The organism is Streptococcus mitis (genome assembly GCF_946190155.1).
Classification (GTDB): Bacteria; Bacillota; Bacilli; order Lactobacillales; family Streptococcaceae; genus Streptococcus; species Streptococcus mitis_CL.
The window spans coordinates 44,819-59,064 of sequence record NZ_CAMHZL010000007.1; the positions used below are offsets into that span (position 1 = coordinate 44,819).

General features: G+C 38.7%; 12 protein-coding genes and 1 CRISPR repeat array (1 of these 13 cut by a window edge). All 12 genes read left to right on the plus strand.

Annotated elements, in window-relative coordinates; translation table 11 throughout:
• The first annotated feature begins 25 nt into the window (after positions 1–25).
• The 12 genes from N8O80_RS06990 to cas2e all read left to right on the plus strand — a co-directional run bounded on the left by N8O80_RS06990 (position 26) and on the right by cas2e (position 13,548).
• On the plus strand, positions 26–784 hold the full coding sequence (locus tag N8O80_RS06990) for a threonine/serine exporter family protein (RefSeq protein WP_261027447.1): 759 nt from the start codon (positions 26–28) through the stop codon (positions 782–784).
• A gap of 1 nt (position 785) precedes the next feature.
• A complete protein-coding gene (locus N8O80_RS06995) occupies positions 786–1,235 on the plus strand; it encodes a threonine/serine exporter family protein (RefSeq protein WP_020901615.1) in 450 nt (149 codons plus the stop codon).
• A 113-nt stretch (positions 1,236–1,348) separates the two neighbouring features.
• Positions 1,349–2,521, plus strand: coding sequence for a hydroxymethylglutaryl-CoA synthase (locus N8O80_RS07000; protein WP_261027449.1), 1,173 nt, complete (start codon positions 1,349–1,351; stop codon positions 2,519–2,521).
• Positions 2,521–3,795, plus strand: a complete 1,275-nt coding sequence (locus tag N8O80_RS07005) for a hydroxymethylglutaryl-CoA reductase, degradative (protein ID WP_261027451.1) — start codon at positions 2,521–2,523, stop codon at positions 3,793–3,795. The genes N8O80_RS07000 and N8O80_RS07005 overlap by 1 nt, the downstream gene beginning before the upstream one ends.
• Positions 3,796–4,228: 433 nt before the next feature.
• A complete protein-coding gene (gene cas3 / locus N8O80_RS07010) occupies positions 4,229–7,009 on the plus strand; it encodes a CRISPR-associated helicase Cas3' (protein WP_261027454.1) in 2,781 nt (926 codons plus the stop codon).
• Complete coding sequence (locus tag N8O80_RS07015; protein ID WP_261027456.1) at positions 6,996–8,663, plus strand: type I-E CRISPR-associated protein Cse1/CasA; 1,668 nt, start codon at positions 6,996–6,998, stop codon at positions 8,661–8,663. The genes cas3 and N8O80_RS07015 overlap by 14 nt, the downstream gene beginning before the upstream one ends.
• 9 nt (positions 8,664–8,672) lie before the next feature.
• Positions 8,673–9,266 (plus strand): type I-E CRISPR-associated protein Cse2/CasB, encoded by a 594-nt coding sequence (casB, locus tag N8O80_RS07020; RefSeq protein WP_000893380.1) that lies wholly within the window; start codon positions 8,673–8,675, stop codon positions 9,264–9,266.
• Positions 9,256–10,329, plus strand: coding sequence for a type I-E CRISPR-associated protein Cas7/Cse4/CasC (gene cas7e / locus N8O80_RS07025; protein ID WP_000210566.1), 1,074 nt, complete (start codon positions 9,256–9,258; stop codon positions 10,327–10,329). Before casB ends, cas7e begins: the two co-directional genes overlap by 11 nt.
• 8 nt (positions 10,330–10,337) lie before the next feature.
• Complete coding sequence (cas5e, locus tag N8O80_RS07030; RefSeq protein ID WP_000849180.1) at positions 10,338–11,057, plus strand: type I-E CRISPR-associated protein Cas5/CasD; 720 nt, start codon at positions 10,338–10,340, stop codon at positions 11,055–11,057.
• 4 nt (positions 11,058–11,061) lie between these two features.
• Positions 11,062–11,709, plus strand: a complete 648-nt coding sequence (cas6e, locus tag N8O80_RS07035; RefSeq protein WP_125386211.1) for a type I-E CRISPR-associated protein Cas6/Cse3/CasE — start codon at positions 11,062–11,064, stop codon at positions 11,707–11,709.
• Positions 11,703–12,641 (plus strand): type I-E CRISPR-associated endonuclease Cas1e, encoded by a 939-nt coding sequence (gene cas1e, locus N8O80_RS07040; protein WP_125386210.1) that lies wholly within the window; start codon positions 11,703–11,705, stop codon positions 12,639–12,641. The genes cas6e and cas1e overlap by 7 nt, the downstream gene beginning before the upstream one ends.
• Before the next feature lie 4 nt (positions 12,642–12,645).
• Positions 12,646–13,548: a type I-E CRISPR-associated endoribonuclease Cas2e gene (gene cas2e / locus N8O80_RS07045; RefSeq protein ID WP_125386209.1), complete on the plus strand. Its 903-nt coding sequence runs from the start codon at positions 12,646–12,648 to the stop codon at positions 13,546–13,548.
• Between the two features lie 23 nt (positions 13,549–13,571).
• Positions 13,572–14,246: a CRISPR direct-repeat array (repeat unit 28 nt; unit sequence GTTTTTCCCGCACACGCGGGGGTGATCC); it runs 697 nt beyond the window's last position.

The window sequence follows — 14,246 nt, forward strand, 5'->3', positions numbered from 1 at the left end:
AAGGAGTTGATAAAAGGAGGAACGCATGGAAGAATCAAGAGAATTAAATGCCGTCATCGATGTGATTATGTTAGCTGGAACCATTCTTCTCAAAAGTGGCTCAGAGATTCATCGTGTAGAAGATACCATGATCCGCATTGCGCATTCACAGGGGATTGTGGATTGCAATGTTCTTGCCATGCCTGCCGCTATCTTTTTCTCCATTGAAAATACCAATATTTCGCGTATGAAGCGTGTGACTTCCTCGTCTTATAATATTGAAAAAGTCTGCGATGTCAACCAGATTTCTCGTCAGCTGGTTGGGGGGCAGATTGATTTAGAGACGGCCTTCAAGCAATTGACGGCCTTGCAAGCTCGACCTCTTCCCTATACTAAGTTGCAGGTAACTCTAGCTGCGACCTTTAGCGCCCCTTTCTTTTCAATTATGTTTAGTGGAAATATCTACGACGCACTTGGGGCAGGAGTGGCTACCTTATTTGGTTTTGCCTTTTCCCTTTATGTGGAGAAGTTTATCCGAATTCCCTTTGTGACAGCCTTTGCTGGAGCCTTTGTCTTTGGGATGATTGCCCAGTTTTGGGCTCGCTACACAGGTTTTCCTTCAACGGCAGATTTGATTATAGCTGGTGCGGTCATGCCGTTTGTACCAGGGATTGCCTTGACCAATGCGGTTCGTGATATTATGACCAACCACATAAACTCTGGTATGAGTAAGATGTTTGAATCCCTGCTCATTACCCTTGCTTTAGGGGCGGGAACTTCTGTCGCCTTGGTATTGATGAATTAATATGACACTAACAACCTTTTTATTACAAGCAGTAGCAAGTCTTCTTGCTATTATCACTTTTTTAATCGTACTCAATGTTCAACGTTCTATGCTCTTACCAGGAGGAATTTTGGGCATGGCTGTCTGGCTAATTTATCTTTTGCTCAAGGAACCGACCAATGTTATTGTGGCTACTTTTATTGCAGCCATTATTGGTTCTTGTGTCAGCCAGATTTTGAGTATTCTTTATAAGACACCTGCTGTGGTATTTATCTTAGCCATCTTGGCACCTCTGGTTCCGGGTTATCTCTCCTATCGGACAACTGCCTTTTTTGTGACGGGAGATTACAGTCATGCCATTGCTAGTGCAACCTTGGTTGTTATGCTGGCTTTGGTGATTTCTATTGGAATGGCTAGCGGAACAGTGATTCTCAGACTTTATTCTCACTTACGAAAACAGCATAATGGTTAGAATAATAAGGGACTTGATTTGGTGAATCAAGTCTTTTTTCTCTCTTTTACTGCTATTTGTGATAAAATAGTATAGAACGATTTTTTACAATGAATGATAAAACAGAGGTAAATATGACAATCGGTATTGATAAGATTGGTTTTGCGACCAGTCAATATGTCTTGAAATTACAAGACTTAGCAGAAGCGAGGGGAATTGACCCTGAAAAATTAAGTAAAGGACTCTTGCTCAAGGAATTGAGTATTGCGCCCCTAACTGAGGATATCGTGACCTTGGCAGCCAGTGCAAGTGACTCTATTTTAACTGAGCAAGAAAGAGCAGAAATCGATATGGTCATTGTGGCTACCGAGTCAGGAATTGACCAGAGTAAGGCTGCGGCCGTCTTTGTACATGGCTTGCTGGGCATCCAGCCCTTTGCTCGTAGTTTCGAGATTAAAGAAGCCTGCTATGGAGCGACAGCTGCCCTTCATTATGCCAAATTGCATGTGGAAAATTCTCCAGAGTCCAAAGTTTTAGTTATTGCCAGTGATATTGCCAAATATGGTATTGAAACACCTGGAGAACCCACTCAGGGTGCTGGAAGTGTGGCCATGTTGATTACACAAAATCCACGCATTATGGCCTTTAATAATGACAATGTGGCTCAAACCCGTGACATCATGGACTTTTGGCGTCCAAATTACTCAACAACTCCTTATGTAAATGGTGTCTATTCTACCCAACAATATTTGGATAGTTTGAAAACGACTTGGCTTGAATACCAAAAACGCTACCAGCTTACTTTGGATGATTTTGCGGCTGTTTGCTTCCACTTGCCTTATCCTAAATTAGCGCTAAAAGGCTTGAAAAAAATCATGAATAAGAGCCTGTCTCAAGAGAAAAAAGACCTCTTGCAAAAGCATTTTGACCAGTCTATTCTCTACAGTCAAAAGGTTGGGAATATCTATACAGGTTCCCTCTTCCTTGGACTATTGTCTCTCTTGGAAAATACAGATAGCTTGAAAGCTGGGGATAAAATTGCCCTTTATAGTTATGGAAGTGGGGCTGTGGCGGAGTTCTTCAGTGGTGAATTGGTTGAAGGTTATGAAGCTTATCTGGATAAAGACCGCTTGAACAAGCTCAACAAACGAACTGCCCTTTCTGTTGCAGACTATGAAAAAGTCTTCTTTGAGGAAGTGGACTTGGATGAAACAAACTCAGCCCAGTTTGCTGGCTATGAAAATCAAGATTTTGCCTTGGTTGAAATTGTTGACCACCAACGCCGTTATAGCAAGGTTGAAAAATAATGAAGATAAGTTGGAATGGATTTTCTAAAAAATCATACCAAGAGCGCCTCGAGCTGTTAAAAGCTCAGGCGCTCCTTAGTCCTGAGAGACAAGAGAGTTTGGAGCAGGATGAACAAATTAGCTTGACTGTCGCAGACCAGCTGAGTGAGAATGTAGTGGGAACTTTTTCTCTGCCTTATTCACTGGTCCCAGAGATTCTCGTTAACGGTCAGGAATACACAGTTCCCTATGTGACAGAAGAACCGTCCGTGGTTGCTGCGGTCAGCTATGCCAGTAAAATCATCAAGCGTGCAGGAGGTTTTACCGCACAAGTCCATGAGCGTCAGATGATTGGGCAGGTAGCTCTTTATCAAGTTGCTGATCCTGAACAAGCTCAAGAGAAGATTACAAACAAAAAGACTGAGCTCTTGGAACTTGCCAATCAGGCCTATCCTTCTATCGTCAAACGTGGAGGTGGGGCGCGTGATTTGCATGTAGAACAGATAAAAGGCGAAACAGACTTTCTCGTTGTTTATCTCCATGTCGATACCCAGGAAGCCATGGGAGCCAATATGCTCAACACCATGTTGGAAGCCTTAAAACCAGTCTTAGAAGAACTCAGTCAGGGGCAGAGTCTTATGGGAATCCTGTCCAACTACGCGACCGATTCTCTAGTGACTGCAAGCTGTCGCATTGCCTTTCGTTACTTGAGTCGCCAAAGGAATCAAGGACGAGAAATTGCGGAGAAAATTGCTTTGGCTAGCCAGTTTGCGCAGGCTGATCCTTATCGAGCAGCTACTCATAATAAAGGGATATTTAACGGTGTTGATGCCATTTTGATTGCCACTGGTAATGACTGGCGTGCCATCGAAGCCGGGGCCCATGCCTTTGCCAGTCGAGATGGACATTACCAAGGTCTTAGTCAATGGACACTGGACCTTGAAAGAGAAGAATTGGTTGGTGAGATGACTCTGCCCATGCCTGTTGCGACCAAGGGTGGCTCTATCGGTCTCAACCCTCGTGTAGCCCTCAGTCATGAATTACTGGGAAATCCTTCTGCTAAAGAATTAGCCCAGCTTATCGTTTCTATCGGACTTGCCCAAAACTTTGCGGCCCTGAAAGCCTTGGTGAGTACAGGGATTCAGCAAGGCCACATGAAATTGCAGGCTAAATCTTTAGCTCTCCTAGCAGGAGCCAGTGAATCCGAGGTAGCTCCCCTAGTCGAGCGCCTCATCGCAGATAAAACCTTTAACTTAGAGACAGCCCAGCAATATTTAAAAGTCTGGCGGTCTTAATCAGTTGAAACCGTGGTATTAGTCTCAAAAAATGAAACATAAGGAAAACAAGTTCATTGTCAATTGAAAAGTCTCACATATAACGAAGAACAGGAGAGGATTACATTATTCTCTCTTTTTTTGATATTTGAATCACAGAGAATGTACCCATTTTCAACAATACAATCCTTTACAGTTAATTTAAGGGAAATATCATTCATTTCTTGCTTTAGGGTATGGAAGTGAAGCAATTCTATAGTGAATGGTTTTATAGTAATAAAAATCATTCTAGTAATGTTTTAAAACTCCTCTAAAAAGGATTTTCCCATTCTTATGTTTACACTACTTTAGAAAATAGCATGTTTTTGCAACCCCTTCCATGTTTGTTGTTGTATTTTAAAACTTTTAGGTATAAAATGGAAATATATAAAATGGGATGAAGAGGGGATGAATCATGTCTAAGAAAAAGTCCGATACGCTTTGGGCTAAGAAAAAGGAAGAAAATGGTAGATTTTTTTGGTTACCCTTGTCTCAGCATCTAGAAGATACAAAAAATATAACTGGACTTCTCTGGGAGCATTGGTTAAGTGAGGGGCAAAAAAAACTGATTGAGGATTCTCTGGATTCAGTAACATATGATGGCGGTTTAGGGAAACGACTTGCACAATTTTTAGCTGCTGTTCATGATATCGGGAAAGCAACTCCAGCCTTTCAAACTCAAAGAGGATTTGCAAATTCAGATGATTTGGATATTCACCTATTAGAAAAATTGGAGCAGTCAGGATTTACTAAAATTAGTTCACTTCAATTATCATCACCGAAAAAGAGTCATCACAGCCTTGCAGGTCAATATTTGCTATCTAGTTATGGTGTTCAAGAGGATATTTCAACTATTATTGGTGGACACCATGGACGACCAATTGATACGATTGAGGATGTAAAAAATCAAGGGAGCTATCTTTCAAACTATTTTCAAAATGAAAGTAAGGAGAGTGTTATCCATAAGAACTGGGATTTGGTTCAAAAAGAAATCTTCAACTGTGCTATAGATGAGTTGGGGTTTGACTCTGTGAGAGAGCTTCCTAGAATTAAACAGCCTGCTCAAGTTATCTTATCAGGATTGCTGATTATGGCTGACTGGATCGCTAGTAATGAGTACTACTTTCCTTTATTAAGTGTAAATGAAAAAGAGGAGGTAGATAAGTTAAGACGCCTTCAAGATGGGTTTGAAAGGTGGAAAAAAACTAGTTTGTGGCAACCTAAATATATCTCAAAACCAGATAGTCTTTATAAGGAAAGATTTGGATTTGAACCTAATAATGTTCAATCAACCTTATCTCATGTTATTACTCAAATATCTAAACCTGGGATTGTAGTTCTAGAAGCACCAATGGGGTTAGGGAAGACAGAAGCTTCATTGATTACAGCAGAGCAGTTAGCTACTAAGACGGGAAGAAGCGGTCTTTTTTTTGGTTTACCAACTCAGGCGACATCGAATGGGATTTTTAATCGTATTGAAAAATGGGTTGAAAGTTTAAAAGATGATTCTGAAGACATACTATCTATTCAGTTGGTACACGGGAAAGCAGCTCTAAACGAAGATTTTTTAAAACTTAAAGCTAATACATTTAATTTTGACGATGTAGAAAATAGTAGCGTTATCATTAATGAATGGTTTTCTGGGAGAAAGACTTCGGCTTTAGATGATTTTGTAGTGGGGACTGTTGATCAGTTCTTAATGTTAGCATTGAAACAAAAACATTTAGCTTTGCGTCATCTAGGTTTTAGTAAAAAGGTTGTTATTATTGATGAAGTTCACGCCTATGATGCTTATATGAGTCAATATTTGATGGAGGCGATAAAATGGATGGGAGCCTATGGTGTTCCAGTAGTCATTTTGTCAGCGACATTACCTTCTCAACAAAGAGAAAATATTCTTAAAAGCTATATGTCTGGGATGGGAATCAAATGGCGAGATATTGAAAATACGGACCAATTAAAGACAGACGTTTATCCTTTAATCACTTATAATGATGGCTCAGAGATTTATCAACTTACAACATTCAATAAGCAAAACATAAAAGACATTCACATCATTCGTTTACAAGAAGAGCAGTTATTGGGAACGGTTAAAGATGCCCTTGAGGGCAGTGGAGTAGTTGGAATCATTGTCAATACAGTGAGAAGATCCCAAGAGTTGGCAAGAAACTTTTCGGAAATTTTTGGAGATGATATGGTGGAATTACTTCATTCCAGTTTTATTGCGACCGAAAGAATCCAAAAAGAGAAAGAATTATTACAACAAATCGGAAAAAATGTAGACCGTCCACATAAGAAAGTTATCATTGGAACTCAGGTGATTGAGCAATCCTTGGATATTGATTTCGATGTGATGATAAGTGATCTGGCACCTATGGATTTGCTAATACAACGTATTGGACGACTTCATCGACACCAAATAGAACGGCCTCAAAAGCATGAAATAGCTAGGTTTTACGTTTTAGGAACTTCCCAAGAGTTGGATTTTGAAGAAGGAAGTAGTTTTGTTTATGGTGATTATCTGTTAGCCAGAACTCAGCACTTTTTACCAGATATCATGAGATTGCCAGATGATATTTCACCATTAGTCCAGAAAGTTTATAGTCCAGATTTTACAATTGAATTTTCAAGTCAGGAATTTCAGCAAAAATATTTAGACGCTAAGACGGAGCATGATGTCACGATTAAGAATAAGGAAACAAAGGCAAGAACATACCGTATCAATGATCCTGTCTTAAAAATATCGAGACATAGAAACAATAGTCTGATTGGTTGGTTGAAGAACCTGCATCCAAACGATAGTGAAGAAAAATCTAATGCTCAGGTTCGTGATGTTGAAGATACAATTGAAGTGATTGCTTTAAAGAAAATGTCTGATGGCTATAGCTTATTTATTGAAAATCAAGATATATCTCAGAATATTGATAATCCTTCGGTCGCTAAAAAAGTAGCACAAAATACTTTACGACTTCCTATGAGTTTATCCAAGGGCTATAATATCGATCAAACTATTGAAGAGCTTGAAAGGTATAACAACAGCTATTTAAGTCAATGGCGAAATTCATCGTGGTTAAAAGGAGCTCTCGGGATTATTTTTGATGAAAACAATGAGTTTATTCTCAATGGGGTTAAACTCTTATATGATAAAAAATATGGGATTACAACGGAGAGGTTAAATAAGAATGAGTCGATTTAATTTACTAGATGAACCCTGGATTTCTGTCGTTTATGATGAAAAAGGAACAACAAAAGAAGTTTCCTTGCAGGAATTATTTATAAATGCTCATCAGTACAAAGATTTAGCAGGAGATACAAAAACGCAAGATTTTGCTGTGCTGCGAGTTTTGCTGGCTGTGTTACATACTGTCTTTTCACGCTTTGATGCAGATGGTAATGTCTATGAGTATCTGGCAGTAGATGAGCGGTTTAAACAAATTGAGCCTGTGGAAGAATCTGATATTGCTGACTATCAGGATGATTTATATGATACATGGATAGATCTTTGGGAAAGTGGTAAGTTCCCAGACATTGTTAGTCATTACCTAGAAAAATGGCGGGATCGCTTTTACTTATTTGATAAGGAATATCCATTTTTTCAAGTTAGAAAAGAGGATATTGTAGCAGACAAAATTAGTAAAGCAAAAGCAAGCAGTATCTCTGGGAAAAATATCAATAGAACGATTTCAGAGAGTGAGAATAAGTTAGCCTTATTTTCCCCAAAGAATAGTAAAAATAAAGAACAACTGACTGCTTCCGAAGTTACACGATGGCTTTTAACTTTTCAAGGGTACTCAGGATTATCCGATAAAGTTATTTTTGGAAAAGAAAAATATAAAGTGTCAAAGGGCTGGTTGTTTGATATCGGGGCAGTTTTTATACAGGGAACTTCTTTATTTGAAACGCTGTTACTAAATTGTATTTTGCCATTCTATGACCATGGTAATTTAGAAAGTATTCAATGTCCCTGTTGGGAATTTGCTAGTTCTGATAATATTAATCGCTATTTGTTTGGTAGTGAATGTACAGATTTAGCTAATCTGTATACGATTTGGAGCAGAGGGATTTATATTGATCCAGAATATGATTTAAATAAGCCTTTCTCTTTTGAGATTGTAAAATTACCCGAAATCAATCATCGGGACAATTTTTTAGAGCCGATGACAACATGGAAATATAATACTACAGGAGAAAATAAAGATAGCTATACTCCTAGGAAACATCCCTTGAATCAATCGTTGTGGCGGTCATTTGGTTTACTAGCAGTAGAAGATAGAACAGGGCACTTTAGAAAACCGGGAATTATTGATTGGCTAGGAGATATAGGTGACATAATAGGAAATAGATTATTTAATATTATTTCCATTAGTATGCAGGACGATGGAAATGCTACTTCATGGCTTCCAACTGATGAAGTTATTGACTCTATACTTATCAATGATTTAGTTTTGGCGGATTTTAATGAGAGTGGTTGGGTACCACGTATTAATGAGGTGGTGGAAGAAACAAAAACTGTCATTTCCAAAGTATATAAACGCTATATAGAGGAACTAAAAGAAATCAGGAATATCTCAAACAACGATTATACTAATCAGATGGTTGAAATGCTCTATTTCAAAATCGATCACCCTTTTCGAGAATGGTTATCCAGTATCCTACCAGATGATGAAAAGGATCCTAAAATCAAAGAATGGAGAGATTTGCTGAAAAGAATGGTTAAAGCTGAAGCAAAGAGCATCTTAGGTCACGGAGGAACTAGGGACTACCTCGGCATTGAAAAAGATGGTCGAATAAAAAATATTGCAACTGCCTATAATTCATTTGAATATTTGCTTCATCAACAATTAAAATAGGAGGTGTGTGTGTTGGAACAATCCAAACAGACAGTTGGTTCTGTCACAAAAAGAATTATTAGACAATTGAGTTATGAGTTGGAGTCACCATTGAGTAAAGCTGCACTGGCCAAAATTAGAAAAACGTTGGGTAAACCCTTGAGCGATGCAACAGATATCTGGCCGATTTTATTTGAGCATTTACCAGAGGAGTTCGTCAATTCATACCAGCAGCCTAGCTATGAGGAGTTAGCGATTTATACAGCTATCCAATTTTACGCCTTACATCAACAAGGAACTTCAACCAGTGTGATGTTAGATGAGCCCGATACTTATCAAAATATCGGTTCTGCTCTTAGTCAACTTAGAAAAGGAGATGACACGACAGCCATTGACAGAAGGTTCAATGTCATGATTACATCATCAACTTTTGAAGAGTTGATCTACCATTTACGCCACATGATGATGTTACTCAAAACAAAGTCTCCTGCAACAAAGGTTGATTATGCTAAGTTAGCTGAAGACTTGTATTGGTTTTTAAAAAATGTACAAGAAAATCTTCGCCTAAATTGGGCAAGATCATATTATAAACAAATCAAAGGAGAAAAACACAATGACAACTAACCAACGCTTATTTTTAGATATTCATGCTATACAAACCTTGCCACCTTCAAATATGAATAGAGATGATACAGGTAGCCCAAAGACTGCTCAGTACGGGGGTGTAAAAAGATCGCGCGTGAGTTCTCAAGCTTGGAAGAGAGCTATAAGAGACTATTTTAACACTAATGGAGAACAGTCTAATGTCGGTGTCCGAACAAAAGACATTGTAAGATATGTTGCAGGTAAAATTGTAGAACTAGATAATTCTATCAGTTTTGAAGATGCACTAACCAAAGCAGATACAGTCTTGATAGCTACTGGCATTAAGAAAAAAGGTAAAGTCAAGGCACTTTACTTTATGGGGGATAGACAAGCTGAGAAATTGGCTCAAGCAGCCTATGAAAATCTGACTGATAAAAAAGAACTTCAAAAACTAGCTAGTTCCAATCCAGCCATTGATGTTGCTATGTTCGGTCGAATGGTAGCTGAAGATCCAGTTCTAAACGAGGATGCTTCCTCTCAAGTTGCCCATGCTATTTCAACACATGCTGTACAAACTGAATTTGACTTCTTTACTGCTATTGATGATTTAGCTCCAGAGGATAATGCAGGTGCAGGTATGCTGGGAACCATCGAATTTAACTCTTCTACGCTCTATCGTTATGCCAATGTTGCGATTCATGAATTATCAAAACAACTAGAGGATGAGAAATCCTTAAAGAACAGTTTGAATTTATTCATCGAAGCATTTGCAAATTCACTCCCGACAGGAAAAGTGAATACCTTTGCCAATCAAACTTTACCACAGGCTCTAATCGTTTCTTTACGTGATGATCGTCCTGTTAATCTTGTCAGTGCATTTGAAGAACCAGTTAAATCAACGGATGGTTATGTGGCAAAATCTATTGAAAAACTGTCTAAAGAGTATACAAGAGTTGAAAAATTCGTGAATAAACCACTTTTGACTTTCTATGTGACTTTGGATGAGAATGAGAGTTTAAAACAAATAGGTGAGGAAAAATATTCAGTTTCAGAATTATTAAAAGATTTGTCGGAAATCTTAGGACAATTCCTCAAAAAATAGGTGAATACATGAAGACTATTTTGTTGAAATTTGCTGGTCCTTTGCAATCTTGGGGGACAAGTTCACATTTCGAAACAAGACATACGGATTTTTATCCTTCTAAGAGTTCTGTTATTGGGTTGATTGCTTCAAGTTTAGGATATCGTCGAGACGATGATGAAAAAATTACTCGTTTAAACGAGCTGGATTTTGCAGTTCGAGTGGATCAACAAGGAAATTTACTTAGAGATTTTCATATTGCACAGAAGTATACAGAAAAAGGAAAGTTTGAACGAAATTATGTCACAAATCGTTATTATTTAGAAGATGCTGTTTTTGTAGTGGCTCTTTCTCATAATAATGAGCAGTTTTTGGAAATGATTTTACAAGCTTTGAAAAATCCCTATTTCCAACCATTTATGGGAAGAAGGGCTCTGCCGTTTACTGCAGATTTTATCTTAGGTGAGACTGAGATTGGAGCAGTTGAAAGTTTGAGAACTCTTGAATGGCAAGCCTCACCATGGTTTATGAAGAGAAAGCTTATGGATGTCGTAACTTTAGAAATCTATTCTGATAGACATTTAACCGATAGAGGTATTTATCAACTGAGACAAGATGTTGTCAAGTCTTTTTCACAAAAGGGGAGAAGGTTTGGCTATAGGTATGAAACTAGAGAACTAGTTCAAGTTCGGAATTCGTTTCAAGATAAAAATACGGCACATGATGTTTTTAAGAGTATAGGAGATTGATGGTATGTATATCTCAAGAGTAGAAATTGATCGCACCAATCGCCGAAAAATTAAGTGCTTAACACATATAGGCGCTTATCATGCTTGGGTAGAAGAGAGTTTTCCGGAAGAAATGGAACAATCTATTCGAACAAGGAAATTATGGCGTATAGATCGTATCCAAGATAAAGATTACCTGATTATTGTTAGTGAAAATAAACCTGATTTACAACGATTAGAAAAATATGGGGTTTCTGGTAGTGCTCAAACCAAGGATTATCAACAATTTTTAGATAATATCTATACTGGTAGCCGAATGAAATTTCGAGTGGTGCTTAATCCAGTTATTTCCTTAGTATCACCAGATAATCTTAAGAGAGGTATTGTAAAACCTCATGTTACGAGTGAATATCAGATGAATTATCTGCTAGAACGCTCTGACAAAAATGGATTCTCACTGATAAAAGATGATTTTTCAATCGTTGAACGTGGTTATGAGGTGTTTAAAAAAGCTGTTAAACCTATCCGATTGATAAAGGTTGTTTACGAAGGAATCTTAACAGTTAGTGATGCAGATCTTTTTAAGAAGCTTTTGACAGAAGGAATGGGAAAGAAAAAAGCATACGGTTTTGGTTTAATGACCGTTATTCCATTGGGAAACGAATCATGGTAAAAAAAAGTGGAACGAAGAAAACATCTTTGCGAGAACTTCCTAAAATTAGCGATCGTGTCAGCTTTATTTACGTAGAACACGCAAAGATAAATCGTGTGGATAGCGCTATTACAGTGCTTGATAGCAACGGAACAGTTAGAATACCTGTTGCTATGATTGGTGTATTATTGTTAGGACCGGGTACTGATATTAGCCATCGTGCTGTAGAGTTGATAGGAGATGCTGGAACCAGTATGGTTTGGGTTGGTGAGCGAGGTGTTCGTCAGTATGCTCATGGAAGATCCTTAGCACACTCGACAAAATTCTTAGAGAAACAGGCTAAGCTGGTTTCAAATTCTCGGTCGCGTTTAGCTGTTGCCCGTAAAATGTATCAAATGCGATTTCCTGGTGAAGATGTCACCACATTAACAATGCAGCAACTACGGGGTCGTGAAGGAGCTAGGGTGAGAAAAGCATATAGGATGCAATCTGAAAAATTCAAGGTTCCTTGGGATAAAAGAGACTACAGGCCTGATGATTTTGAAGGAGGGACGGTAGTGAATCAGGCACTATCCGCAGCTAATGTAGCACTTTACGGCTTGGTGTATAGTATAGTGGTAGCGCTAGGTGTTTCTCCAGGTCTTGGTTTTGTACATACCGGCCATGATTTATCCTTTATTTATGATATTGCAGACTTATATAAAGCTGAATTGACTATTCCCTTAGCTTTTGAAATTGCAGCTAACTATACTGAGGATGATGATATTGGTAAGGTTGCTCGATTGAAAACAAGAGATTCCTTCGTAGATGGCAAGTTAATGGCTCGGATAGTTACTGACATTCAATATCTATTTGAAATAGATGATGAAGAGGAGTTAGTGATTGATACGCTTTCTTTGTGGGATGATAAGGATAAACTTGTTAAACATGGAGTTAGTTATACGGAGAATTGATAATATGCCACTGACTGTTTTAACTTTAAAAAATGTTCCGCCGTCTTTAAAAGGAGATTTAACTAAGTGGATGCAAGAAATTGCCACAGGGGTTTACGTTGGAAATATCAATACTAGGGTTCGTGAAAAGTTATGGGATCGTATTAAGGCGAACGTTGGAAAAGGTGAGGCTACAATTAGTTACGCCTTTAGAAATGAAATTGGCTATCAATTTGATACCGTAAATGCTCAGCGGAGTGTCCTAGACTATGATGGAATCCCATTAATTCTATTACCTAGCCAAACAGACAGCAATGGGAAAATATCCAGTTTTGGATATAGTGATGCTGCTAAGTATAGACGCATCAAGCGTTTTGGTAGTCATTCAGAAGTTTCTTTAAAACCACAGAGTTCCTATATTGTAATTGATATTGAGACGGATGGTTTAGATGAGAATGAACATACCATTATAGAAATTGGCGCACTTAAGGTTACTCCATCCACTACAGAAGAGTTTAATGCTCTTATCAAATATGACGGAATCTTGCCTACGAAGATTTCTAAATTAACTGGAATTTCTCAGGCTCTATTAGAACAAAATGGTCAAGATTTAAAAGAAGCACTTTCCGATTTTTTGCTTTTTATAGGTGAATCAGCTTTAGTTGGCTATGGTATCAATTTTGATGTTAAGTTTATTAACAATGAGCTTAACAAGTTAGGTTTACCTTTATTAACAAATAAAACTCATGATTTAAAGAAATTTGTAAAGAGTGAAAAGCTATTTCTGGCTAACTATCAATTACAGACAGCCCTTAAGGAATACGGAATTGAGGAGGTAGTTCCTCATAGAGCTTTACAGGACGCTAAGTTAATCTACCAGTTATCAATAAAAGTGAATAAATTTTTGGATAGAATCAATCGGTATTAGCGATTTCAATAGGATCTTTTAGTGTTTTTCCCGCACACGCGGGGGTGATCCCAGAGTGATGTTTGTAAACCTTTGTCAATTCTTGTTTTTCCCGCACACGCGGGGGTGATCCCTATACCCCGTCAGGTAGCAACATCTGGGGGCAGTTTTTCCCGCACACGCGGGGGTGATCCTCCAAGACTCATCGCTTCCAACTGAAGGAGTGGGTTTTTCCCGCACACGCGGGGGTGATCCCGACACGGCCACCAGGTACATTACCGCCACGAGGTTTTTCCCGCACACGCGGGGGTGATCCTAGCCATCAGGGCATTTATGTGTGATTGGTTAGGTTTTTCCCGCACACGCGGGGGTGATCCTACGAAACCCTAGATTAACACCAGATAAAAAGAGGTTTTTCCCGCACACGCGGGGGTGATCCTAAGGCAAGCGCATTGGGTAAGACCTTAAGAAGGTTTTTCCCGCACACGCGGGGGTGATCCTACCACATCGATAAGGCCTCCGACAGACGATTGGTTTTTCCCGCACACGCGGGGGTGATCCTAAGTCAGAGCTTGACCGCATAGACAAGGACAAGTTTTTCCCGCACACGCGGGGGTGATCCTGTTACGGGGTGCTTGTCAACTGGTTCACTAATGTTTTTTCCCGCACACGCGGGGGTGATCCTTGAAATTGTAGGTTAAAATCCCATAGTGACTTGT

Excerpts from the sequence above, each read along its gene's own strand:
- N8O80_RS06990 (WP_261027447.1), top strand. The coding sequence starts at position 26 with ATGGAAGAATCAAGAGAATTAAATGCCGTCATCGATGTGATTATGTTA.
- N8O80_RS06995 (WP_020901615.1), top strand. The coding sequence starts at position 786 with ATGACACTAACAACCTTTTTATTACAAGCAGTAGCAAGTCTTCTTGCT.
- N8O80_RS07000 (WP_261027449.1), top strand. The coding sequence starts at position 1,349 with ATGACAATCGGTATTGATAAGATTGGTTTTGCGACCAGTCAATATGTC.
- N8O80_RS07005 (WP_261027451.1), top strand. The coding sequence starts at position 2,521 with ATGAAGATAAGTTGGAATGGATTTTCTAAAAAATCATACCAAGAGCGC.
- cas3 (WP_261027454.1), top strand. The coding sequence starts at position 4,229 with ATGTCTAAGAAAAAGTCCGATACGCTTTGGGCTAAGAAAAAGGAAGAA.
- N8O80_RS07015 (WP_261027456.1), top strand. The coding sequence starts at position 6,996 with ATGAGTCGATTTAATTTACTAGATGAACCCTGGATTTCTGTCGTTTAT.
- cas7e (WP_000210566.1), top strand. The coding sequence starts at position 9,256 with ATGACAACTAACCAACGCTTATTTTTAGATATTCATGCTATACAAACC.
- cas5e (WP_000849180.1), top strand. The coding sequence starts at position 10,338 with ATGAAGACTATTTTGTTGAAATTTGCTGGTCCTTTGCAATCTTGGGGG.
- cas6e (WP_125386211.1), top strand. The coding sequence starts at position 11,062 with ATGTATATCTCAAGAGTAGAAATTGATCGCACCAATCGCCGAAAAATT.
- cas1e (WP_125386210.1), top strand. The coding sequence starts at position 11,703 with ATGGTAAAAAAAAGTGGAACGAAGAAAACATCTTTGCGAGAACTTCCT.
- cas2e (WP_125386209.1), top strand. The coding sequence starts at position 12,646 with ATGCCACTGACTGTTTTAACTTTAAAAAATGTTCCGCCGTCTTTAAAA.